The following is a 25,496-nucleotide window of genomic DNA, read 5'->3' as shown; positions in this document are numbered from 1 at the left end:
TATCCTTAAAGCCCAGCGGTATTCCCGCTGGGTTTTCTTTTGTATACTACCGCCTCATTAAAACAATTATCATTAAGCCTTCACGATGGATAAGAAAAAGCAAAGCAGCTTGAATAAGTGGCTGAAGCAACAAAGTAAGTTAGCCAAGCGCTGGCTTATGATTGCGATAGGCCTAGGCGTACTTTCAAGCGTGTTTTTATTGGCTCAAGCAGCCCTGCTCGCCTCCATTCTGCACCAGTTAATCATTGACCAAGTCGACAAAGCCGAGCTCATTTGGCATTTTGTTGGGCTCGGTGGCACGGTTATCGGTCGAGCTGCTTGTACCTGGGGTCGAGAGCTTGCCGGTTACCGTTGCGGGGAGCAAATTCGAGTTTATATTCGCCAACTCATTTTAGATAAAGTTCATAAGCTTGGGCCAGCTTACATCAAAGGCAAACCTGCTGGCAGTTGGGCAACGCTCATCTTAGAGCAGGTAGAAGATATGCAAGATTTCTTCTCACGCTACTTGCCTCAAATGTCATTATCGGTACTAGTGCCTTTCATCATTTTGGTTGTCGTATTCCCAGTAAACTGGGCAGCAGGCTTGATCTTCCTGGTCACTGCACCACTGGTGCCTATTTTCATGGCACTGGTTGGGATGAAAGCCGCAGAAGCAAACCGTAAAAACTTTAAAGCGATGCAGCGTTTGTCGGGTCACTTTTATGACCGCTTGCAAGCAATGACAACCATTCGCTTATTCGATAGAACAAAATCTGAAACTGAGACGCTAAAGGGTGCTTCAGAAGTCTTTCGTACTCGTACCATGGACGTTCTGAAAATCGCGTTTCTGTCTTCTGCGGTGTTAGAGTTTTTCACTTCTATTTCTATCGCAATTACCGCTGTCTACTTTGGCTTTAGTTATATCGGGGAGCTCGATTTCGGCTACTACGGCACGGGTGTTACGCTCTTTGCTGGTTTGTTCATTCTGATTCTTGCGCCAGAGTTTTATCAGCCATTACGTGATTTGGGCACGTTCTATCATGCGAAACAGCAAGCGGTTGGCGCAGCAGAAAGCATTGTCGAATTTCTGGATTTGGAAGTCGATCAAATCAAAGATGGTACCCAAGCGTTAGATAAAAACAGCCCTATCCATATTGAAGCGGACCAGTTAACCATTTTTAGTCCGGAAGGTAAGCAGCTCGCAGGTCCCCTATCCTTCTCTCTTGAAGCCAACAAAAGTACGGCTTTAGTTGGACCAAGTGGCGCAGGTAAAACAAGCTTGGTAAACACCATCCTCGGTTTCATGCCTTATCAAGGTAGCTTGAAGATTAATGGTTGTGAATTGTCGCAACTGGATCTAGCCACATGGCGAGAGGCAGTAAGCTGGATTGGTCAAAACCCGATGCTATTACACGGTAGCATTCGAGATAACATCACACTAGGTAAGCACAATATTCAGGATGCAGACGTACATTGTGTGTTGAATGACTCTCACGCTGCTGAATTTGTTGAAATGCATGGGTTGGATTATCCGATATCTGATCGTTCTGGTGGTTTATCTGTCGGCCAAGCGCAGCGTTTAGCACTGGCTCGCGCCATGCTACAAAATGGTCGTTTTTGGTTATTAGATGAACCAACCGCAAGCTTAGATGCTCGCAGTGAAAAACTCGTTATGGAAGGCATTAACAAGTATGCGCATGCCACAACGAATTTGATGATTACTCACCAACTTGCGCCTTTACAAAACGTATCGCAAATTCTTGTTATGCAGGACGGCCAGATTGTTCAACGTGGTGATTACGCCACACTGTCGACAGAATATGGCTTATTTAAAGACATGTTGGAAGCGAACCTCGCACAACGTGAAACAGACAAGGGGAACTTAGATGCGTGATTTACTCCCTTATCTAAAACTCTATAAGAAACACTGGTTTGGTCTTTCGCTAGGTATGCTACTGGCATTTCTGACCTTAGCGGCGTCTATTGGCTTATTAACGCTATCAGGTTGGTTTATTTCAGCCGCAGCGGTGGCAGGCTTGACGGTTGCTCGTGAGACCTTCAACTACATGTTACCAGGTGCCGGGGTACGCGGCGCTGCAATGGCTCGAACCGCAGGTCGATGGGGAGAACGTGTAGTTAGCCACAATGCAACGTTCAAGCTACTTACCGATCTACGTATCTTCTTCTTTAAGAAACTTGCACCACTGATTCCGGGTCGTGTTTCTACGATGCGTGATGCCGATCTGCTCAACCGCCTAGTAGCGGACGTAGATGCGATGGATCACGTTTACCTTCGACTTATCAGCCCTGTCGTGATTGGTGTTTTTGGCATATTGAGTTTAACGGCTGTCCTGGCGTTCTTTGATTGGCATCTCGCCCTACTGCTTGGCTCGATTCTTACCGTCATGTTGTTTGTATGGCCAGTACTGTTCTATAAACTGGGTAAAAACAATGGCGAGAATCTCACTCATCATAAAGCGCAATTGCGAGTGGCGACACTGGACTGGCTTCAAGGCTACAGCGAACTGAGTATCTTTGGAGCAGAAGAACGTTATCGTAATCTCATTCTAGAGAAGCAGAAGCAGTTGCTGTCTAACCAATTTGTGAACGCGAACTTAACGGGCATGGCTTCAGGCCTGCTTATGCTGGTGAACGGCATTACACTGGTTGTGATGCTTTGGTTTGCTGCAGACGGCGTAGGTGGTCGTGCTCCTGATCCTTGGATTGCGCTGTTTGCGTTTGCAACCATGGCGAGCTTTGAGATTCTGATGCCTATCGCAGGCGCATTCCAGTATCTCGGTCAAACGTTGACCTCTGCTCGTCGTTTAAATGAAGTAATTTTGGCTGAACCTGACGTTGTCTTCCCTGAGCAGTCGAAACATAAAGACACAACGTTAGACATTGAATTCGACAATATAGATTTTACTTACCCTGACGGTCAGCAAAAGGTGCTGAAAGACTTGTCACTCTCACTACCGTTGGGCACTAAAACTGCAATTGTAGGTCAAACAGGTTCAGGTAAATCAACACTGATTCAGCTTCTTTGCCGCTACTGGGATGTTAACCAAGGTGAAGTTCGAATCGGTGGTACAAAACTGCAAGATTGGAGCGAGTCGGACCTGCGATCAGCAATGACTGTGGTCAGTCAACGCGTAGATGTACTAAACGGGACACTACGTGACAACTTACTCATGGCCGCTCCGGATGCAAGTGATGAGCAACTGTCTACTATTTTACAAAAAGTCGAGCTTGGCGGACTTCTTGAAGAGCCGGGGTTAGACGCTTGGTTAGGCGACGGCGGTCGTCAGTTATCTGGCGGTGAGAAACGTCGAATCGGTATTGCTCGAGCATTGCTACGTGATGCCCCAATCCTACTCTTAGATGAACCGACTGAAGGCCTCGATAAGCGTACGGAACAAAAAGTGATGGCGCTTTTCAATGAACACTTTGCTAATAAGACAGTAGTATTCATTACACACCGACTGATAGAGCTAGAAAGTATGGATAGCATCTGTTTGATGGAACAAGGTGAGATCATCGAGCAAGGCGACCATCCAACGCTACTCGCTCAAAAAGGTCGTTACTACCAGCTATTACAATCTCTATAATTCGATTTTCAGTGACGAGAAGGGCTCATCAAATGATGAGCCCTTTTGTTATTCCTGTATTATTAGTTACCTAATTAAGCACGTATACAGTGCTGATTTACCGACCAGATTTTTTGAGATAAGCCGCCATTTCATCTTCCGGAACCATGCCCCCACCTGTTGCCCAAACAAGATGTGTTGCGTTTTTGAGTTTTTCTTCGTCAAATTTCATTCGAGACTGGTAAGCATGGTTATTCGAGACGTGCACTGCACCAATCATACCGGCTAATGCAGAAGGCTCTAGATTAATACCTTCCAGTTCACTTAACTCACCCAAGTGGTGATACATACGAGCGTCATCAATGGTGTAAAAACCATCAAGTAGCCTTTCCATCGCTCTTCCGACAAATCCCGAGGCACGCCCGACTGCCAAACCATCAGCGGCGGTGATGTTATCGATACCCAAATCTTGTACCGAAATATCGTCATGCAAGCCTGTATGTACGCCCAACAGCATGCACGGTGAGTGCGTTGGCTCTGCGAAAATACAGTGGACATGCTCGCCAAATGCTACCTTCAAGCCAAATGCCACCCCACCAGGTCCACCGCCAACACCACAAGGAAGATAAACAAACAATGGATGATGCTCATCAACCACGATTCCCAAGTCATCAAATTGCTGCTTAAGACGCTCACCCGCAACAGAGTAACCTAGAAACAGCGTCCGTGAGTTTTCATCATCGATAAAGAAACAGTTGGGATCTTTTTCTGCCTCTTTACGACCTTGCTCGACAGCAATACCATAATCTTCTTGGTGCTCTACGACATTAACACCATGTGACCGGAGCTTATTTTTCTTCCATTCCCGCGCATCCGCAGACATGTGGACTGAAACTGAAAAACCCAGCTTCGCACTCATGATGCCGATGGACATACCAAGATTGCCGGTTGAGCCAACCGCAATACTGTACTGCTTAAAAAACTGCCGAAACTCATTGCTGAACAATTTGCTGTAATCATCGCTTTCACAGAGCAAGCCGGCATCAAACGCCAACTTTTCTGCATGAGTGAGCACTTCATAAATACCACCTCTCGCTTTGATCGAACCAGAAATTGGCAAATGACTGTCTTTTTTGAGCATTAAATGGCCCAATATTGGCGTGTCGTATTGCTGCTCCAAACGCACTTTCATATTGGGAATATCCACCACTGCGGACTCAATAACGCCACGCGACGTTTCCGTTTCGGGAAACGCTTTCATCAAATAAGGCGCAAATCGTGTTAGCCGTTCACTCGCCGCTTGAATATCTTTTTCATCTAACCCGACATGAGGTAAGCCTTCCTCCAAGGAAGTGATATGGGGGTTGAACCAACAAACCTCTTCAAGATCAATAAGTGCAGCCAAGAGTGGGAACTGCTTAGTCAGCGCTTCAATATTTGCCTTGGTCATTTTACCTTCCTGGAATGATGTGAGTTGAGATAAACAAAAGCGCCGCAATAGCGACGCTTTGGAGAACAACTATCAGTTTGAGCTTACGCGTAGTTTTTCTCAAACTCTTGCATGAAGTCTACTAACGCTTGAACGCCTTCAAGCGGCATTGCGTTATAAATGGATGCTCGCATACCACCAACTGCTCGGTGACCTTTTAGCGCTTTCAGCCCTTTAGAGTCTGCTAACTCAAGGAAGGTTGCATCCAGTTCAGGCTTAGCAAGTTGAAATGGAACGTTCATCAAAGAACGGTTCGCTGAGTGCACGCCATTACGGTAGAAATCAGACTGATCGATGTAATCATACAGTAGCGCGGCTTTAGCGCGGTTCACTTGCTCAATCGCTTTTACTCCGCCCTGTGCCTTCAGCCATTTGAAAACAAGACCAGACAGGTACCATGCAAAGGTTGGTGGCGTGTTGAACATTGATTCTTTTTCTGCCAAAACAGTGTAATCCAAGATACTTGGTAGAACCTGCTTCGCCATACCTAATAAATCATCGCGCACGATAGCAATAGCAATGCCGGAAGGACCAATATTTTTCTGAGCGCCCGCGTAAATCACACCGTATTTAGACACATCGATCTCACGAGAAAGAATTGTCGAAGACATGTCAGCAACAATCGGTTTGTCGGTGATAGGAAGATCGTTAATCTCAATACCATCAATGGTCTCATTTGGACAGAAGTGAACGTAAGCCGCTTCTGGAGCAATTTTCCATTCACTTGCAGGTAGAACCGCGACTTTCCCGTTGATTTCTGTTTTTGCATCAAACACGTCTGGTTCGCAGTATTTTTTCGCTTCAGCTACCGCGCTTTCAGCCCAATAACCACCATCGATGTAAGTTGCCGTATCGGCATCACCAAGTAAGTTTAGAGGAACAGCAGCAAACTGAGCACGAGCACCACCTTGGCAGAACAGCACTTTATAGTTGTCCGGAATATTCAGAAGATCACGTAAATCCTGCTCGGCTTCTTCTGCAACTTTGATGAACTCTTTGCTTCGGTGGCTGATTTCCATGACCGAAGTGCCAAGACCTTGCCAATCGATTAGTTCCTTTTGTGCTTGCTGCATAACTGCTTTAGGCAGACCTGCTGGCCCTGCACTGAAGTTAAATACGTTGTCCGTATTTTGTTCCATGATGCTCATTGCTCCTGCTATGTAAATATTACGAAATTAATATCACGTTTTCGCAGTGATAAAAACAAGAAAAGAGGTCTTACGACCTCTTTTTAAAGACTAAGCGTTGAATTGGAACAAATTCGCAACAACACGAATTACTGTTGTTGCATCAAAGCAGGCATAAGTAGAGCCACCAATGGGAACTCATGCCCATTTTCGAACTTCAATTTGCCTTCACCAATTTCTGCTTTTAATTGATAACCGCCCTCTACTTTTTCGATCAACTCCATAATAAGGAGCTCATCAATCCCTTCTTGAATAAATGGGTAATGCGTTACTAATTCATCAGAGAAGTAAGTGCTAAGTTCACCAGTAGTGGCCGTCACCAACTTCATTGGATCTTGAGTAATATGCTCAGTACCTTCAGGGATGGATAGTTGCCACTCATTGTGGAACTTGCCGTCACCGAACGCGAGTGAAAGCTCGTTCACGGATAAATCAAAACCTTTGCTAAACAGCGTATCGACATGCGGCAATAAATTCGCAATTTCCTGCTCATCTAACATAGGAGAGCTTTGATAGATAGACATAATTTGATCAAAAGACTGGCTATCCACATCTGCAATTGAGAAATCCAACTTAAAGTTATCGACATCCGTCCCATCAGTTAAACGTAGTTTCTTAGCATCTAGGTTTAATTGACTGTTCAGCTTATCACCAGACTCACTCATCGTAGTGTTACCACGGTAGCTCGCATTTTCAATCAAAAAGACATGCGTTAAGTTCGCATCAACCACATCTAGCTTCTCTAGAGAGAAAGATTGCTCGCCTAACCAGTAGCCTTTTGCTTGCTTTCCTTTACCTTGCCCTGTCAATGCATTCAGATGAAGCTCTTCACCGTTTTCAAAATCCACTTGAACAGAAGGAACGGAAACTTGGTAATTGAGATCACCCAATACCGTCACATCACCTGTTACTTTTGCAGGGCTTGTAGAAACAGAAACGCCTTGCGCTTCGTTACGATAATGCCAACTGTCTAGGTCGAGGATAAATGCTGTATTGCCATTTAGTTGAGTCTGGCTATGCATCGTGAGAGGCAAAAAGTCATTGTCCACCAATTTTGAATCTGCTGTTAGGCTTGTTAGACCGTGGCTAACATCACTGGTTACGTCAAACGTCGTTGGCATACCATCACGCTCTAACTGCGTTTTAAGCTCAGGATCAACAACTGAATAACGAGTCAGCACGACTGAAGACAAATAGCCACGCTGATATTCGACCACTTCGCCTTTAATCATTTCATCATTCATATTGGTAATACCATCTTCAATGATGGACTGACCAATTTGTCCGACAGCCAATGGCCAACACAGTGCTAATGAGATAGCACCACCAATGGCGCCGATTTTTTTAAGATTTTGCATAACGTCACTTATTAGATATTTTCGGTCAGTCTACCCCAAACCACCTGCGGAGAAAACATTGAGACAAATCAGACTATTGATGCTTATTCTAGTCCATTAATCAGGAATCATACTTGGCTCCCACTCATCATGTCCTTTTATTGTTAAAGTTTGCGTGGCGAAGTTTTAACCGGAGCTAAAACATCTGTGAATCGTTATGCTGTGTTGTGTCTCGACAACAACCCAATCAGTGCTGAACAGTTTCGATTGGAGCTGTCTGCCTTCTCAAGTAAGTTTGATATTTTTTCTGTCGAATCGATAGAAGAGGCTCAAAGCGCTTTAGAGTATCTAGAAGAAAGAGAACAGACTGTTGCTTTAGTTATAGCGAGCCATCACGCTCATTTTAACGGCGTGGATTTTCTTATTGGTTTAGACCGGATGCCACATACCGAGCAAGCAAGAAAAATTCTTATTAGCTGCTCGTCTGATATAGAGGCAATTCTCACTGCCGTTAATGAGGGCAGGCTCGACCACTGCCTCACTAAACCTTTGCCAGATCACGTCTTATTTAACACAGTGCAAAAAGAGCTGACCCAATTTATCTTGCGAAATGGCAAAGAAGACCTGCTAAGTTACAGTCAGATATTGGATCATCACAGCTTGTTGCGAGCGCACATCAATAACCAGATGAGCCATTATCAAGCCGGATTCTTACACGACTACCACTCGATGTCTGATGCCGAGTTAGCCGAGCAAGTGATCTCCGCTCTCCAGCAATTTTTCAAAGATAATGACGAAACAAGAGCTTGCCGTACATACTCACCTGAACACTTATTAACCGTGGAAGGCGAGCCAAATTGCTTTTTGTGGTTTATCACCGAAGGTGAAGTGGCTCTGTACAAGCGCGATGAGCAAGGCATGCAGCGAGAGGTTGTACGCCATAACAAAGGGAATATTGTCGGAGGCATGTCGTTTGTTACTGGGGAATGTTCTTTCTCGACAGCTCTAACACTAACCAAAACAGAAGTTATCAAACTCGATCGCAACGTATTCAATAAAGTGATGCAAAGCGACTCAAACTTACTGCCTCTTTTTACAAACTTGCTTTTACGCCACTTCAACCGCCGATTGCAAAGAAGCATCAACACCAAACTGCAACTTCAAAAAACGCTCGAATCTTTAGAATCAGCCCACCAGCAGCTCATTGAAAGAGAAAAAATGGCGATGCTTGGTCAATTGGTTGCGGGAGTAGCCCACGAACTAAACAATCCAGTAGCCGCGATATTGAGGGGCGTAGAGAATTTAACGCATACGCTAGAACGATTACTTAACGATGCGCCCAGTTCCGATATACAAACCAAAGGCATTGAATTACTGAACAAAGCGCAAACCTCAAAACCCGCTTCAACCGCCGAGCTCAGATCACGCGTAAAAGCGCTTAGCCATACTCTTCCAGACCGAGCGTTGGCAAAGAAAGTGGTGAGCCTTGGTTTAGAATCCGATCACGAGCTACTTACCCAACTAACGAGAAAGCAGCAAGCGTCTTATCATGCTCTCAATACACTAGAGCAATACCACAAAGCAGGTTCTACACTTCGCTCAATTAATGTCTGTGCAGCACGAATTGCTGATATGGTAAAAAGCCTGAAAGGATATGCTCGGTCAGATGATGAGACCCTGCACTATGCCGATATTCATGAGGGCATTGAAGACACCTTGGTGATTTTCGAGAACAAATTAAAAATGCACCAAGTTTCAACCGACTATGCAAACTTGCCTTCCATCCTTTGTCAACCGATCGCACTCCAACAGGTGTGGACGAACTTGGTCTCTAACGCCATTGACGCATTTCCAGAGAAAGGTGTGTTAAACATACAAACACGCCTTGTAGAAAAAGAGCACACACATTATGCCGTTATCTCATTTGAAGATAATGGATGTGGCATTCCTGAATCGCAAAGAGACGCCATTTTCGAGCTGAACTTCACCACAAAAAAAGAAGGTAATTTTGGCTTAGGCATCGGGCTGTCCATCTGCCAGCAAATCGTAACAGCACACAGAGGGTGGATTGACGTCGAATCAGAGATCGGCCAGTTCACACGAATGACCGTCTGGTTACCAGTCATCGAAGAAGGAGATGAAACATGACCAAGTATCTAATTTTATGTGTCGATGACGAACGAGAAGTCTTGGATAGCGTGCTCCAAGATCTTGCTCCCTTCGAGGAGAACTTTGTCGTCGAAGGAGCGGAATCGGTGACTGAAGCTCGGCAAGTGATTGAGGAGATGGCGGAAGAAGAAGTTCAGCTTGCGCTCATTTTATGTGACCACATTATGCCGGAACAAACTGGGATCAGCTTCTTAATCGAACTCAGTCAAAATGGTGACACAAAAGCAGCGCGCAAAGTTTTACTCACAGGACAAGCTGGTTTGGAAGACACCGTAGAAGCCGTAAATAACGCGAGTCTCGATTATTACATTGCCAAACCTTGGAAAGGTGAAGCATTGAGAAAAGCAATCGTGTCTCAGCTTACCGCGTTTGTGATTGAGAATGATGATAACCTGCTATCCTGGACTCAAATCCTTGATTCTGAGGCAATCCTCAACGCCATGGCAGAAAGAAGAGCAAGCTTTGGCGAGTAATAAAGTGTTTGGTTCTAACTTGAACTCAACGATGCTCATTGCACCACCTAACCTCGCATAGTCGAATGAGGTTAGAAAAACATCGTTACTTGTCCGAGTGAAATTCTCGGACACTACGTATATGGCGTAGTTTTTGCTTAAACCAAGGAACTATTAAGTTAATTGACAAAACATCGACACATTTTTGTTGGTCGTGGACCTTCCTTTTTATTATGATGTCGGACAAATCAGATTACGGTTCAAGTGGTTGCTTGAATCCATGGAAATAATGAACAAGGTTTATCGTTAGTTATGCGTAAAACACTATTAGCCGCTGCCTTACTAGTGGCATCAAGCCATGCCCTAGCTGCAAACGATCGCAATGCGCCAGCAACTATGAGCAACTTTAGCTACGACTATTTCGAAGCACGTATTGGCGCAAGTCCTGTGACATTTGGTGCTGGATTCAGCAAATCAATTCACCCGAACGCGCATGTTATTGCTCGTATTGACTCTGAGTTTGAAAGTGATTTTGACTCAGCTGCAGGCTTTGGCTTCCATTCTCCGCTAAACAACTGGGCAGATCTTACTGGTGAAATGCTAATGCGCGTTGTGCAACCTTCGAATGAGAGCAGCACAGATGTTGGTATGGAGCTTAACTTAGGTGTTCGCCAATGGTTGGGCCCTCAATTAGAAGTAGGCGGCAAAGTCGGCTACGTTTCTATCGATAACGATGACGATTGGACTGGCTCTGCCTACGCTCGATTCCACTCAACAGAGCTTTTCTCTTTGGGTGCTGAAGCACGTATCAACGATTTTTACGGTGATCAGGTAATGTTCACTACGCGTTTTAAGTTTTAAGATTTGTGCTATAAGAAAAGAGCAGATTAAAAAAACAAAAACCGAGGTCTCTGCCTCGGTTTTTTTGTCTAATTTAATGACTAACTCAATGAAGTGGTAAAAAACTTCAACGTCCTTTTTCCGCTTTTCACACTTGCCTTTACGACCCGCTAACTCCATCGAAACGAGTCAATCATTGTGCGATCAGCTTCGCTTAGTCACACAGTGCCAATAACTGTTTTTTACGCGGCTCTTGGATCAGTTTCCAATGTACGCCATCAGTTGCACCAGCAAATTTCCACAGTAGCTTTACATCAACATCATTACCGTAAGCCGTTTTAACTTTGTTGAAGACTTTTACAGGTCCAAGTTCTAAAAAGGTTTCTACGTCATCAACACCGGCTTTCTTGACCATACGTTCAAGGGTTAGTTGCATGTTGGGTAAGTCTCTTAAGCGTCTACTGGCAGAGGACTTTTGATATTTCCGTTCCTTAATTGAGTATTCAATTGATTTCTGTACCAGTTCATCAAGCCCTACATATCCGGATTCGAATAAATCGGTTACATCATAATAATTTACGGTTGCCGTCGTCTGTTTTTTGACGTGCTTATACTTCTCACAGCTCAGTTGAGTAAACACTTCATCTAGCCCATTACCACCACGTAAGTAGCAGCAATCATTGCTGACAAGCGCAAACATAGCATCATCGGTGAATAAACCAATACCACCGAACATAGAACGTTTTTGGTACTCACTGAAGGTGCGTACATATTTAAAAAAAGCTTGGTCTGTCATGTCCATTGACCTCTTTAATCTGAATAAATTACCCCGATTAGCGATGTCACCAGATAAACAGCAGCTTATAGCGAATTATAAATGTCGATTTGTTGGCGATATTTTTGTGAGTTGTGCTCACCAACTTGCTTAATCATACTTAACGTTGAAAAATAAGTTAGGACATAGGTCACATATAAAAAAGTATAAATTCTGCATACGTGATTAGTTTCACACTTATTGTTTGTGTGGTGATATTTTTTTGACGCATAGCATGCCTAAAACACGCCATCATTATGATCTCGCTGGCAATTACGGGCACATAATACGCATTTAATTGATAAAGAATACGCTGTAAGGGTACACTGTACGAAAGATCTCAAGTACAGCGTCACAATGGAACATTTATCATTTTTTTGGCTGCCAAATAATAAAGATAAGCTTATAAACGCACTGGAATCCGAGTTTGCTCAGCTGGTAGAACAGTCCATCGCCACGGGTAAGATTTCGTTACCTCCTATTCCTGATGTCGTGCTTAAAATTCAGCAGTTATGTGTCGAAGAACACACCACGATTGCCGATGTTGCTAACTGTTTATTGGAAGATCCCGGATTAGCAGCGGTCGTTTTACGAGTCGCTAACTCTGTGATTTTCAATCGCAGAAATATCACCTGCAACGACTTAACTACAGCGGTATCTCGTCTCGGAATACTTCGTGTACGTGATATTGTTACCGCACAAGCGATCGAGCAACTTAAACACTCAGTTAATCTCACTAAAGAATGCAATGCCATCTTGGTGAAGAGTGCAGCGATATCGCGTGAGCTCGGTGCCGTCATGGTGATGTTGGTTCAATCGTTTCGTAGCCACGAGCCAGGCACTTATGGTCATCTAGAGCAAGAAAAGGCGTTATTGGTCGGTCTATTAGCCGATATTGGGTTATTTTGCCTAATTAATGAGTACCACTTGTACTTAGATAGGGGCAATTACTTAGACCCAGATATTGCATTGCAGATCTTCCAAACACGTTGTTCTGCCACAAGTAAACTGGTACTTGAGCGTTGGGGGTTTGACAACGACTTCAGAGAAGTATCCTCAAACGAAAAATACGAGTTAACGCGACCAGAAGTGAGTTATCTCGACATCGCTAGAATTGCGCATCATTTATTGATGTTCCGCAATCACGATGAACGCATTGACGAACATGAAGTTGAATTCAACTTAACTGGTGCAGAAGTCTTGTATGAACTTAGTAACATGAGTGATACTGACTTCAATGATCAAATCCGTGCTGTACTCAATGCTAGCGGTTTGTAATTTATCGCTTTCTGATAATACCTTATCCGCGATAAAACGATTCGCTCAAGGCTGAGCTGTGTGTGGTGAAATGTCTCTAATTTCAACCGATAGATAATTTGATTTATGCGTGTTGATGTTATCTCAAAAAGGAATCATTGAGCTTTATGTTCTCAGGGATGCTATTTATTTTCGCTCCGCTTGTGGTGGGGTATCTAATTCCTATATCTCGATCTTCGTTATTGGAGAAGATCAATCAGTCAACGTCCTACCTTATTTACGTCATTTTGTCGTTGATGGGTCTTAGTTTGGCGGCGCTCGATAATTTAAGCAGCAACTTACAAAGTATTCTCCTCTATGCGAGTACGTTTTTTTTGTGTCTAAGTGCCTGCAACCTGTTGGCTCTGCCTATTATTGATAAAATTATTCCACTCCAGACCAATCAGAATCAAAAGAAGCTACCGTTATCTTCGATGGCTTTAGAGTCAGTTAAGCTTATCGTGGTCGTTGGCGGAGGGTTAGTGGTTGGCCTGCTGTTACCCATTGATTTGAGTTGGGTAGATACAGCAAGCGAATGGATACTCTTTCTACTTCTATTTTTTATTGGTATTCAGCTGCGCAATAGTGGACTTACTCTGCGTCAAATCCTATTAAATAAACAAGGAATGGCCATTGCGGCTGTTGTCATCGCAACATGTATGCTTGGTGGCGTTCTTGCAGCGGTGCTTTTGGATCTTCCTCTTTATCAAGCACTCGCAATGGCTTCAGGTTTTGGCTGGTATTCACTCGCAGGTATTTTAATGGGTGACGCTTTTGGTCCGGTATTTGGTGGCGCGTCGTTCTTGATTGAATTGATGAGAGAGTTAGTCGCACTGGTTGCCATTCCTCTCTTTATTCGTAGCTATCCGTGCACCGCAATTGGTTATGCCGGTGCAACAGCAATGGACTTCACCCTACCCGTTATTCAAACTACCGGTGGTGTGCGTTGTGTTCCTGTTGCTATCGTTAGCGGCTTTATTTTGAGTTTATTGGTACCAGTTATGATGCTTTTCTTTGTATCACTTGCTAGCTAGATCTCAGGTTTTCGCTTTAACATCCATTACAATACGGCAAAAATTTAAATACCCAGTTAACGTCAAAGTGGTCAATATTTTTTGGCAAGACCCCTCTTTCTTTTCGTCATTCAGCCCAACGATTTGTCACGACCAAATAGAAAGAAGGGAGAAACATCAACTGATGTGCATTGCGTTAATAAAGGGATAACAACCAGAAGGAAGAAGAATGAAACGCTTTGTCGTTGCAGCGCTCCTCGCTACAAGCTCAACTTTTACGCTTGCCGCAGATCAACAATGTCTTGCTAGCAAATACGATGGCTACGTCGATGCCTCACTACAGTGGTATCAAGATCTTGTTGATTTGACGGTTACCCAATATCCAGATCTGAAAGAAGTGAGTCAATGGTTCTTGGATGGACGTAAACATCACTTTGAATTAAACCGCGAAGCGGTTCACTACTTTCTAGAGAACGACCCTAGCCGCGTTGCGACGGAACAGCCAATCGAAGCATGGTTAAAACTAGAGCAACATGACGTTAAGCAGTTAGCGACCCGAAGCGATAAGTTAGGTGAAGTTGCAAAACAGACATTTAGCGACCGTCAATCAACTAACCACCCCAAAAACTACGAGCTTCGTTCAGCATTCGCTGATCTGCTTAGTCATCCCCAACAAATTGATACCGCACTTAATAAGTACAATCAGTCAATAGAAAAGATTGAAAAGCAGAAATGTGACTAAGGTTGCTCGCATTAGTCGTTGATTAGCATTCAAAAACACTAGAATGTTTTAACGTACTCAATCTAGAATTTTTTAATGTGAATATCGTAACCTTCACCTAAAATTTTCATTTCTACAACTTGGGTTTCAACAATTAAAACGGGACTTTGCGCCCGTTTTAGTTTAGATTGTGCCGCTCGCATTACCAAAATAACTACAAAGATTCTTTGCTATGGTTAAGGAACAAAAAACCGCTGATGTTAGCTTTGAGAGCTTGCTAAAGATCTTCACTGTCCCAGAAGGTCCGGACTCAACGTTAACTAAAATTGACGAGAGCCTCTCGCGAAATCTAAATCAATTTCTTCGTGAACACATCGTGGCAGAAGAAAAGCCTTTACGCGAAATCGAAAAAGACTTTTCTTCTGCTCAGATTCCTGAGCAGCCAGAGTTCGTGTCAGATCATACAGAGCACTTACTCGACACTTTGGTGTCGCACTCAGTTCACACATCTTCACCAAGCTTCATTGGTCATATGACATCGGCACTGCCTTATTTCTTGATGCCACTGTCAAAGATCATGATCGCCTTAAACCAAAACCTGGTAAAAATAGAGACTTCCAAAGCCTTTACGCCACTTGAGCGTCAAGTTTTGGGTATGCTGCATCGCTTGATATATGGTCAGAATGATACGTTTTACAATCAGTGGATGCACAGTGCAAACCACTCATTAGGCGCATTTTGTTCCGGCGGCACCATTGCCAATATCACTGCGCTTTGGGTAGCACGTAACAAAGCGTTAAGAGCCAATGGCTCATTTAAAGGCGTTGAAAAGGAAGGCCTTTTTAAAGCCATGAAGCACTATGGCTATGATGGCTTAGCGGTGCTAGTGTCTGAGCGTGGTCACTACTCCCTTAAGAAAGCAGCCGATGTATTAGGGCTAGGCCAAGAGGGCTTGGTTGCGGTTAAAACCGATGCCAACAACCGTATTATTGTCAACGACCTGAAAGCGAAAATTGTTGAGCTCGAAAAACAAAACATCAAGCCTATTGCTGTTATTGGTGTGGCTGGCACAACAGAGACAGGTAATGTTGATCCATTGCCTGAAATCGCTGAAGTCTGCCAAGCTCACAGCTGTCACTTCCATGTGGATGCCGCATGGGGTGGCGCAACACTGATGTCTAACCATCACCGTCATCTTCTTAAAGGTGTGGAAATGGCAGACTCAGTAACTATTGATGCACACAAGCAGCTCTATATCCCGATGGGCGCTGGTATGGTTCTGTTCAAAGACCCTGACGCAATGAAATCCATAGAGCATCACGCTCAATATATATTGCGCAAAGGTTCAAAAGACCTAGGCAGCCATACACTAGAAGGCTCACGTTCGGGCATGGCGATGTTGGTCTACGCCGCAATGCACATCATAAGTCGCCCAGGTTACGAGCTTCTGATTGACCAAAGCATTGAAAAAGCTCGATACTTTGCGGATTTAATCAAACAGCAAGATGATTTCGAGTTAGTTTCTGAACCAGAGCTTTGTCTGCTCACATACCGTTATTTGCCGCCATTCATCCGTGAAGCATTAGCACAAGCAGAAGGCTCACAAAAAGAACAACTGAATGAGCTGATCAATGAGTTAACACAGTTTATTCAAAAGCGTCAGCGCGAAACGGGCAAATCGTTCGTTTCACGTACAAGACTGAACCCAGACCAATGGCAACGCATGAATACGATAGTGTTTCGAGTGGTTTTGGCAAATCCACTGACCACAAAAGAAATTTTGAGCTCAGTGCTTGATGAACAACGCGAAATCGCCAAGCAAGCACCAAATTTGATGAAAAGAATTCAACAGCTGGTTGTTGATATTCAATCGTCTTAACAGCCAGATCGAGTTACATCAATTTGAAATTTTTTTTCGTTTTGATGTAACTCAAACATCATTATCGTGCGACTAGCGCAACAAAACTTCGTTTACACATCCAATTCTGTAGTTTTTACAACATTTTGTTTGAGGCCTGTCAAATTCTCACTAAATAGTACCCGTTATTGGTTTAGACTGATTGAAGATCAGGTTTATACTGATTCTATGGCGCTGGTTGTTTTCGTTAACGCCCCACTCTACTCCGGAATCTTCGTGTTTCCTTTCGTTAGCAGAGCCAGCGAGTTGTTCTCTATACCCTCGTGAACACTATGAATACATTAGAAAAAATTCAAAAAAACCTGGAGAATTTCAGTAAGTCAGAGCGCAAAGTTGCGGAAGTAATTATGGCGTCTCCACAAACTGCAATTCATTCAAGCATTGCAACGCTGGCTAAAATGGCCGACGTTAGTGAGCCCACTGTAAACCGCTTCTGTCGTCGTCTGGACACCAAGGGCTTTCCAGATTTTAAGCTTCACTTGGCACAGAGCCTAGCCAACGGCACCCCTTACGTTAACCGTAATGTGGAAGAAGACGATGGCCCAGACGCGTACACCCATAAGATTTTCGAATCGACGATGGCGTGTTTAGATGTCGCGAAAAATAGCCTAGATCCAATGCAAGTGAACCGTGCGGTCGATTTGCTAACGCAAGCGAAGCGCATTTCATTCTTTGGCCTTGGTGCATCATCTTCTGTTGCCCGAGACGCACAAAACAAGTTTATTCGCTTTAATATTCCAATTACTTGTTTTGAAGATATTGTTATGCAGCGCATGAGTTGTATCAACTGCAGTGATAATGATGTTGTGGTTCTTATTTCTCATACCGGTCGAACAAAGAGTCAGGTAGAAATAGCGAACCTTGCTCGTGAAAATGGCGCAACGGTTATTGCGATTACAGCGAAGGATTCTCCTCTAGAAAAGGCAAGCTCGCTGGCCATCACGCTCGATATTCCAGAAGATACCGACGTTTACATGCCAATGGCAAGCCGAGTTGTACAAATGACAGTGATTGATGTGCTAGCAACTGGCTTCACTCTTCGCCGTGGTACAGGTTTCCGTGAGAACCTAAAACGCGTAAAAGATGCGTTGAAAGACAGTCGCTATGACAAATTAAGCCAGTACTAAGCACTAAAGCTTAGTCAATACTTTATCTAGGGGAGCTCAAGGCTCCCCTTTTGTTTTAATGCTGCTAAGGGAGCAATCACCCTAAGTCGTTGACACTCGATAAGTCCGTTCTTGATTCCAGTACTTCAACAGAACTGACATGTTGTGCACTCTCAGCTGCGCACTCTCCGCTACAATCACAGACTTGCTGCAATATGTGTATCAAACGTTCCTGATTAAGAGGTAAAGGATTCCCTTTGATTGCCATTGATTTAAGCGCATCATTCGCCACTTGCTCAAAAGAGGTTTGGCATACTCCAAATTGAGCCAGTAGCGGTAACGCTAACTTATCTAGCACCATATTTACCCAAAGAATTCCATCGTGTTCGTTAGCATTTACTCGCTCAGTGACTAATTGGGCCAGCTTGCGATAACGACTTATCACATCATTCCTACCCGCGAGTTTAGCGGCGTTAATGTTCTCCTGCATCACGTGCGGAGCTAGGCGAGCCGTAATAACGCTATGGGGGGCGTCTAACTTGCCTCCTAACGCCGATGCTAACCCATGAGCGGCACCTAATTTGGCATTAGTAATCGCCATACCACCAAGCAATGCAGCGAACGATAAATCAGAGCGCGCCTTATGATTATCTTGCTTACAAGCGGCAACCACTGAACGGCTTAAACGGCGTAGTCCCTCTTCGCAGACCATATCAGTAAGAGGGTTTGGCTCACCACACACATACGCTTCCATTAAATGAGTGAACGCATCCATTGCGCCACGTCCAGATGTGTATTGGTCGGTCCCGTAAGTAAGTGTCGGGTCTACAATGGCAACGTCTGCGAGCATATCAGGGCTTCGAAGACTCACTTTCACTTTATCTTGTCCAGATTTCAGCACAGCATTTCTGGTCACTTCTGAACCGGTGCTTGCTGTCGTAGGAATTGCAATAAAATGAAGAGGCTTTGCTTTTAAAGGGACGCTTCTTCCTACCACTTCTACGTAATCGTAAACATTGCCTTGATTGGGAATAATGGCAGCTAAGGCTTTGCCCATATCGATGACGCTGCCACCACCTATCGCAACCACCATATCAGGTTGGAATTTTCTACCGAGCACTGCGGTCTCTTCTACCATCGTGATGTATGGTTCACCAACGATAGCTACGTGCTGGTAACGCATATTTTGAGCTTTAAGATATTGGATAATGGGGGCGGCTCGTTGGGTATCCTGCCCAGTAACCAGCAAAACACTGTAGCCAAATTGGTTAATAACGGACAATGAAGATTGAAGTGCACCTTCACCAAATATAATCCTTGTTGCAGTCATAAACTGAAACATACACACCCTCCCAAAAGAATATACCCAAATAACCTCTCGCCCTCTGATTTAACACTTATGTAAGAGTTGAAGTTATTTGCGTATAGCCAAAATAGATTGCTATTTTTTTAAACAAAAAAAATTGACCAATTCCACCTTGCCATCATTAACCCTTTAGAATGTATGTTTTTTATGCGTCACTTCACATACTTCAGAGCCGTAAAATAAGCACGCGCGTTTAGTTTTTATTCGATAGATTTCACCTATAGAACCAAGAGGTAATTGCCGCTTTATTTCCGTATCTGGATCGGGCATAGTTACTCCAACAAAAGAAAGCGCACTCAGCCGCTATGTTTTGTACGCTTTCAAAAAAGAATAGATTTAGGAGAAATAAGATTATGTTCGTTGTTATCTTTGGTCGCCCTGCATGTCCTTTCTGTGTTCGTGCAAAAGAGCACGCAGAAACGCTAAAAGCAAAACGTGATGACTTCAACTACCGTTACGTTGATATTCACGCTGAGGGTATTTCTAAAGCAGATCTTGAGAAAACAGTTGGTAAACCAGTTGAAACCGTTCCTCAGATCTTTATCGACCAAGAGCACATCGGTGGCTGCGACGAATTCGAAGCATACGCGAAAGAGCACCTAGGTCTATTTGACGAGTAATAAAGACTGTTTTCAAAAAAGCCGCTTCATGCGGCTTTTTTATTATTTTTCAGCTGGTTATTACGTTAAGTCAACTAATGGTAAAACCTAAAAAAATTCACTTATCTTTTTGCTATATTTAGTTACAATTCACAGTTCTTAATCTTTTTTGGCACACACTCTACCGAGCCACACAGTGAACATAGACGTCGTATACCTTCTCGAACAAAACCCTATCCTTCTAATCTTCGTCGTATTAGCCATTGGCCTTGCCATCGGAAAAATTCGATTTGGCAAATTACAATTAGGCAACTCTATTGGCGTTCTTATTACCTCTTTGGTAATGGGCCACCTTGGTTTCTCATTTAATGCAGAAGCTTTAACCATTGGCTTTATGCTGTTTATCTACTGCGTTGGCATTGAAGCTGGACCAAACTTTTTTGGTATATTCTTCAGAGATGGTAAGCATTATTTTATTTTAAGCATGACTGTTCTCGTGTCTGCGGTCAGCTTAACGTATGGCTTGAGTCACTATTTCGGCCTCGATTTTGGCTTATCCGCCGGTATGATGGCAGGCGCATTGACCGCAACGCCAGTACTGGTTGGTGCACAAGATGCTCTTAACTCTGGCCTTGCGACTATACCGCGGAATATGGAATTTTCTCTGGTATTAGAAAATCTATCCGTAGGCTACGCGATGGCTTATCTGGTCGGCTTAATTAGCATGATCATGTTTGCTAAATTGTTGCCAAAACTGCAAAAACAAAACCTTTCTGATTCCGCGCAGCAAATCGCACAAGAGCGTGGCCTTGGAAATTCAAGCCAGAGAAAAGTGTATTTACCCATTATTCGAGCTTACCGAGTGGGCCCAGAGCTAATTGACTGGACTGATGGTAAAAACTTACGAGAACTGGGTATTTATCGTCAAACTGGCTGTTACATTGAACGAATCCGCCGCAATGGTATTCTCGCCCACCCAGATGGTGATGCTATCTTGCAAGAGGGAGATGAAATTGCACTGGTTGGCTTCCCTGACAGCCATGCTCGCTTAGACCCTAGTTTCCGTAATGGTAAAGAAGTATTCGACCGTAACTTGCTTGATTTGCGCATCGTTGAAGAAGAAATCGTCGTAAAAAGTGACGCTATAGCTGGTAAGCGTTTATCGGATTTGAATTTGTCTGAGTTTGGCTGTTTCTTAAACCGCGTAGTTCGCGCTCAGATTGAAATGCCTATGGACTTAGACATTGTGCTCGCTAAAGGGGACGTCCTTCAAGTGAGCGGCGAGAAAAGCCGAGTACATGGACTGGCGGAAAAAATCGGTTTCATCTCGATCCACAGTCAAATGGCCGATTTGCTCGCTTTTTGTAGCTTCTTTATTTTGGGTATTCTGTTTGGCCTCATCACAATGACATTCGGTCAGGTGTCTTTCAGTTTGGGTAATGCGGTAGGTCTTCTGTTATCCGGTATTACGCTTGGTTTCTTACGAGCAAATCACCCTACTTTCGGTTATGTCCCACAAGGGGCGCTGAATATGGTCAAAGATCTAGGGTTAATGTTCTTTATGGTGGGAATTGGTCTAAGTGCAGGTGGAAAGATGTTCGAGCACCTAACGCAAGTAGGACCAAAAGTCATTGGTTTGGCATTTATTGTCAGTGTTGTACCTGTAGTTCTGGCTTACTTAGTTGGCGCACACGTACTCAAGATGAACCGTGCCCTGCTCTTCGGTGCCATTATTGGCGCCCGTACTTGCGCTCCAGCTATGGATGTCGTTAACGACTACGCTAAGTCCACCATCCCTGCCCTTGGTTATGCGGGTACATATGCGATTGCGAATATTTTAATGACGCTAGCTGGTACGATTCTGATAATACTAAGTTAATACTCACTTTGACTATGAAATACAAAAAGGCGCTCAATGAGCGCCTTTTGTTTATTGGTTATCTAGTCTGTGATTCGATTAGATTTGAATGAAGTCTGCTTCAACTGCTGGATTCACATCCGCTTCGTAATCTACGCCTTCAACGCCGAAACCAAATAGTTTCAAGAACTCTTCTTTGTACTCAACGTAGTCAGTCAGCTCTTTTAGATTCTCAGTCGTAATTTGAGGCCATAGCTCACGACAGTGCTGCTGAATGTCGTCACGAAGTTCCCAGTCATCCAGACGTAGGCGGTTCATCTCATCAACTTCTGCCGCGCTACCGTCTTCTTTGTATAGACGTTGGCTGAACATACGGTAGATTTGTTCCATACAGCCTTCGTGTACACCTTCTTCGCGCATTTTCTTGAATACCATTGCGATGTACAGTGGCATAACAGGAATTGCAGAACTCGCCTGAGTTACAACAGATTTAAGTACCGCAACATTGGCACTACCACCTGTTGCTGCTAACTTGTCGTTTAGCGCTTTCGCTGCACGGTCTAGGTCCATTTTTGCTTTACCTAGTGCACCATCCCAATAAATTGGCCAAGTTAGCTCAGTACCAATGTAGCTATACGCGACGGTCTTACAACCTTCAGCAAGAACACCAGCATCAGACAACGCATTAATCCAAAGTTCCCAATCTTCACCGCCCATTACAGTGACAGTGTCTTTGATTTCTTCTTCTGTTGCAGGCTCAACGCTAGCTTCGATGATCACATCTTTGTTGGTATCAACAGCCGTTGATGTGTAAGTTTCACCGATAGGTTTAAGAGATGAACGAACTAATTCACCAGTTTCTGGCATTTTACGTACTGGAGATGCCAGTGAGTAAACCACCATATCGATTTGACCTAAGTCTTCTTTGATCAGCTCGATAGTTTTCTGTTTCGCTTCATTTGAGAAAGCGTCGCCGTTTAAGCTTTTTGCGTACAGACCTTCTTCACGCGCTAGCTTTTCAAAAGCAGCGGCATTGTAAAAACCTGCTGTACCTGGCTTCTTCTCAGTACCTTCTTTTTCGAAGAAAACACCGATAGTTGATGCACCGCCACCAAATGCCGCAGCGATACGAGAAGATAGACCGTAGCCACTTGATGCACCAACAACAAGAACACGCTTAGGTGCGTTTTTGATTGGACCTTGCGCTTTGGTGTACGCAATTTGTTCTTTTACGTTAGCTTCACAACCAACAGGGTGCGTTGTAGTACAGATAAATCCACGAATTCTAGGTTTGATGATCATATTCAACTTCCTTTAAAAAACCTTGTTAGGATAAAAGTTTCGTTGGGATTTCGCATCTAATTTCTGTAAAAATGCTCTTAAAAGGCAAGTGGTTGGAGCACTATCCCACCATCCACTCCCCAAGAATACAAAAAAGCACCTCATTGAGGTGCTTTTCTTAACATTAGTTGTCTATTATGCCGCCGGATTCAACTGCGACTTTTTTGGGCTATGAGTTCGCACTTCAGAAAAGTCATGACTAAAGTGGTCAACTTGAATCGCCTTGTAGCGCAATTTATCTGCAGCCATGATTTGATCAATTTCTTGTTCAGTTAACACGCCTGCTTCAAATGCTTGCTGCAAACGATCATGTAGCAGACCTTTACGAGCCACTTTACCATCCTTCGCAGCCTTCATAAGTTTACGCTCCAAAGGTTTAATGTCGTACATTGCAAGGAATGCATTCTCCATTAAGCCTACGCTGTCATCCTCTGATTTTCCGATGTAGCACAGATGCGTGAGGCGATCACGTTGCGCGCCTGGCGTCATCATCGCTTCAGCCAAATTCACACACAGCTCATCACTTGGCTTATTGAAATGATTACCAAGCGGGAACAATAGCCCCTTAAGCACACCGCCAACGTATTTCACAGGGAAGTTGGTGTAAGCCTCATTTAATGACTTAGAAGCGTTATACAAACAGTGTTGAACAGCGTAATGAACGAAGTCTAGATCGCCTTGTTGACGGCCTTCATCTTCATACTTTTTCAAGGCAGCAGATGCCATGTATAGATAGCTTAATCCATCACCCAAACGTGCGGAGATCATTTCTTTACGCTTCAAGTCTCCACCTAAGGTTAACATCGCAAAGTCTGCACTTACTGCAAGTGCACGACTGAGACGAGTAATGTCTTTGTAGTATTGCTGCGTTGGGCCACTCATGTGCGCGTTAACAAATCGAGAACCAGTTAGTGCTGCACCAAATGCACCGAATGTATTACCGAGCGCGTGCTTGATGTGTTTAAAGAGTAAGTTGTCAAATTCTTTCGCACCTTGTTCAGAATCTGGATTCGCCGCTGCTTCCATTTCTTTTAGAACATATGGGTGACATCGAGTCGCACCTTGACCAAAAATCATCAGGTTACGAGTCAGAATATTCGCGCCTTCAACGGTGATAGCAACCGGGATACCAAGGTAATGTTTAGCAAGATAGTTCATTGGGCCATCTTGAATCGCACGACCCGCATGGATATCAAACGAATCATTTAGAATGGTACGCGCGATTTCCGTCATGTGGTACTTGGCAATCGCGGTTACAATCCCAGGTTTTTCTTTCATATCGAGAGAAGTCGTCGTTAGCGTACGCGTCGCTTCTAGTAGGTAAGTAAGACCACCAATGCGCCCCATCGCTTCTGCAACACCTTCAAACTTACCGATCGACATTCCAAACTGTTTACGCACGTAAGCATAAGCACCTGTTGTACGTGTAGTAAGGTGACCAATCGCTGTGCCAAGCGCTGGAAGAGAGATACCACGACCAGCAGAAAGACACTCAACCAGCATACGCCAACCTTTACCTGCGTAATCAGCGCCACCGATCAACCAGTCCATAGGGATGAAGACATCTTCACCACGAGTTGGGCCATTCATGAACGCAGACCCCAGAGGATCATGGCGCTCGCCTATCTCGACACCTTCATGGTCAGCGGGAATCAACGCACATGTAATGCCAACCTCTTTCTTGTCTCCAAGTAGCCCTTCAGGATCCTGCAGTTTAAATGCTAACCCGAGCACTGTCGCAACTGGCGCAAGCGTGATGTAGCGTTTATTCCAACTAACTCGCACGCCAAGCACTTCTTTGCCTTCATGGGTGCCGTAACAAACCACGCCTTGATCAGGTATGCCACCTGCATCAGAACCCGCTTCAGGGCCAGTTAGGGCGAAACAAGGGATGTCTGTACCATCAGCTAAACGAGGCAACCAGTAATCTTTTTGCTCTTGCGTACCATAGTGCGATAGCAGCTCACCAGGGCCAAGAGAGTTCGGTACCATTACCGATACCGCGGTACTGATACTTCGAGTCGCAATACGAGAAACAATGGTTGAGTTCGCCAAAGCGGAAAATTCACGACCACCATATGCTTTCGAGATGATCAAAGAGAAAAATCGCTCTTTACGTAGGTACTCCCATACTTCAGGCGGTAAATCCCTGTCTTCTTTGACAATCTTCTGGTCATCAAGCATTTCTAGCAGGGTTTCAAGCTCATTATCCATAAATGACTGCTCTTCTGCCGTCAGTGTAGGCGTTGGATAATGATGCAATGTTGTGAAGTTTGGCTTGCCTGAGAATAGTTCGGCATCCCACCATACACTACCCGCTTCCATCGCCTCTTTCTCGGTGCTAGACAGAGGTGGCAATACTTTTTTGAACACTTTAAAAGCCGGGTCACTAATCCATTTTCTTCGTAGAGAGCTCATAGTTCA

The 25,496-nt window shown here is 44.2% G+C and carries 19 protein-coding genes; 12 read left to right on the top strand and 7 right to left on the bottom strand.

What is annotated here, in order from left to right:
* Nucleotides 1–85: 85 nt before the first annotated feature.
* Both cydD and cydC read left to right on the top strand, forming a co-directional pair.
* Nucleotides 86–1,873: a heme ABC transporter permease/ATP-binding protein CydD gene (gene cydD, locus R7Q11_RS08385; RefSeq protein WP_225466353.1), complete on the top strand. Its 1,788-nt coding sequence runs from the start codon at nt 86–88 to the stop codon at nt 1,871–1,873.
* Nucleotides 1,866–3,587, top strand: a complete 1,722-nt coding sequence (cydC, locus tag R7Q11_RS08380) for a heme ABC transporter ATP-binding protein/permease CydC (RefSeq protein WP_213868395.1) — start codon at nt 1,866–1,868, stop codon at nt 3,585–3,587. The genes cydD and cydC overlap by 8 nt, the downstream gene beginning before the upstream one ends.
* A gap of 97 nt (nt 3,588–3,684) precedes the next feature.
* On the opposite strand, the gene R7Q11_RS08375 is transcribed toward cydC, so the two are convergent.
* The 3 genes from R7Q11_RS08375 to R7Q11_RS08365 form a co-directional block, all read right to left on the bottom strand.
* The gene (locus tag R7Q11_RS08375; RefSeq protein WP_053349523.1) at nt 3,685–5,016 is read right to left on the bottom strand and encodes a D-serine ammonia-lyase; all 1,332 of its coding nucleotides are present in this window, start codon (nt 5,014–5,016) and stop codon (nt 3,685–3,687) included.
* 83 nt (nt 5,017–5,099) lie between these two features.
* Complete coding sequence (gene serC, locus R7Q11_RS08370; RefSeq protein WP_031781349.1) at nt 5,100–6,194, bottom strand: 3-phosphoserine/phosphohydroxythreonine transaminase; 1,095 nt, start codon at nt 6,192–6,194, stop codon at nt 5,100–5,102.
* 137 nt (nt 6,195–6,331) lie between these two features.
* Complete coding sequence (locus R7Q11_RS08365; RefSeq protein ID WP_225466352.1) at nt 6,332–7,600, bottom strand: DUF945 family protein; 1,269 nt, start codon at nt 7,598–7,600, stop codon at nt 6,332–6,334.
* 186 nt (nt 7,601–7,786) lie between these two features.
* Here R7Q11_RS08365 and R7Q11_RS08360 point away from each other — a divergent pair, with 186 nt between their 5' ends.
* From R7Q11_RS08360 to R7Q11_RS08350, 3 genes are all read left to right on the top strand, one after another.
* Nucleotides 7,787–9,727 carry an ATP-binding protein gene (locus R7Q11_RS08360; protein WP_025998638.1) on the top strand — a complete coding sequence of 647 codons (1,941 nt, stop codon included), beginning with the start codon at nt 7,787–7,789 and terminating at the stop codon, nt 9,725–9,727.
* Nucleotides 9,724–10,221: a response regulator gene (locus tag R7Q11_RS08355; protein ID WP_005378005.1), complete on the top strand. Its 498-nt coding sequence runs from the start codon at nt 9,724–9,726 to the stop codon at nt 10,219–10,221. The genes R7Q11_RS08360 and R7Q11_RS08355 overlap by 4 nt, the downstream gene beginning before the upstream one ends.
* A 291-nt stretch (nt 10,222–10,512) precedes the next feature.
* Entirely contained in the window at nt 10,513–11,061 is a 549-nt protein-coding gene (locus R7Q11_RS08350; protein WP_005378006.1) for a hypothetical protein, read from the top strand.
* Between the two features lie 193 nt (nt 11,062–11,254).
* Here the strand turns inward: R7Q11_RS08350 and R7Q11_RS08345 are convergent, their stop codons facing one another.
* Complete coding sequence (locus R7Q11_RS08345) at nt 11,255–11,842, bottom strand: TfoX/Sxy family DNA transformation protein (RefSeq protein ID WP_005378007.1); 588 nt, start codon at nt 11,840–11,842, stop codon at nt 11,255–11,257.
* 369 nt (nt 11,843–12,211) lie between these two features.
* On the opposite strand from R7Q11_RS08345, the gene R7Q11_RS08340 reads away from it, so the two are divergent.
* From R7Q11_RS08340 to R7Q11_RS08320, 5 genes are all read left to right on the top strand, one after another.
* Complete coding sequence (locus R7Q11_RS08340) at nt 12,212–13,132, top strand: HDOD domain-containing protein (RefSeq protein ID WP_005378009.1); 921 nt, start codon at nt 12,212–12,214, stop codon at nt 13,130–13,132.
* 146 nt (nt 13,133–13,278) lie between these two features.
* Nucleotides 13,279–14,184, top strand: a complete 906-nt coding sequence (locus R7Q11_RS08335) for a lysine exporter LysO family protein (protein ID WP_005378011.1) — start codon at nt 13,279–13,281, stop codon at nt 14,182–14,184.
* A gap of 208 nt (nt 14,185–14,392) precedes the next feature.
* A complete protein-coding gene (locus tag R7Q11_RS08330; RefSeq protein WP_017634875.1) occupies nt 14,393–14,905 on the top strand; it encodes a hypothetical protein in 513 nt (170 codons plus the stop codon).
* 211 nt (nt 14,906–15,116) lie between these two features.
* Entirely contained in the window at nt 15,117–16,763 is a 1,647-nt protein-coding gene (panP, locus tag R7Q11_RS08325) for a pyridoxal-dependent aspartate 1-decarboxylase PanP (protein ID WP_025766849.1), read from the top strand.
* Between the two features lie 311 nt (nt 16,764–17,074).
* Complete coding sequence (locus R7Q11_RS08320; protein WP_005378021.1) at nt 17,075–17,929, top strand: MurR/RpiR family transcriptional regulator; 855 nt, start codon at nt 17,075–17,077, stop codon at nt 17,927–17,929.
* Between the two features lie 76 nt (nt 17,930–18,005).
* Here R7Q11_RS08320 and R7Q11_RS08315 read toward each other — a convergent pair whose 3' ends face one another.
* On the bottom strand, nt 18,006–19,250 hold the full coding sequence (locus R7Q11_RS08315) for an iron-containing alcohol dehydrogenase (RefSeq protein WP_025766850.1): 1,245 nt from the start codon (nt 19,248–19,250) through the stop codon (nt 18,006–18,008).
* A gap of 377 nt (nt 19,251–19,627) precedes the next feature.
* On the opposite strand from R7Q11_RS08315, the gene R7Q11_RS08310 reads away from it, so the two are divergent.
* Both R7Q11_RS08310 and R7Q11_RS08305 read left to right on the top strand, forming a co-directional pair.
* Nucleotides 19,628–19,894 carry a GrxA family glutaredoxin gene (locus tag R7Q11_RS08310; protein ID WP_005378026.1) on the top strand — a complete coding sequence of 89 codons (267 nt, stop codon included), beginning with the start codon at nt 19,628–19,630 and terminating at the stop codon, nt 19,892–19,894.
* Between the two features lie 175 nt (nt 19,895–20,069).
* Complete coding sequence (locus R7Q11_RS08305) at nt 20,070–21,752, top strand: aspartate:alanine antiporter (RefSeq protein ID WP_005378028.1); 1,683 nt, start codon at nt 20,070–20,072, stop codon at nt 21,750–21,752.
* A 78-nt stretch (nt 21,753–21,830) separates the two neighbouring features.
* On the opposite strand, the gene fabV is transcribed toward R7Q11_RS08305, so the two are convergent.
* Nucleotides 21,831–23,033, bottom strand: coding sequence for an enoyl-ACP reductase FabV (gene fabV / locus R7Q11_RS08300; protein WP_005388648.1), 1,203 nt, complete (start codon nt 23,031–23,033; stop codon nt 21,831–21,833).
* A gap of 174 nt (nt 23,034–23,207) precedes the next feature.
* The gene (locus R7Q11_RS08295) at nt 23,208–25,490 is read right to left on the bottom strand and encodes an acyl-CoA dehydrogenase (protein ID WP_017634878.1); all 2,283 of its coding nucleotides are present in this window, start codon (nt 25,488–25,490) and stop codon (nt 23,208–23,210) included.
* Between the last annotated feature and the right edge of the window lie 6 nt (nt 25,491–25,496).

Source organism: Vibrio sp. 970 (assembly GCF_033339075.1).
This window is presented reverse-complemented; position numbering and strand designations above follow the sequence as displayed.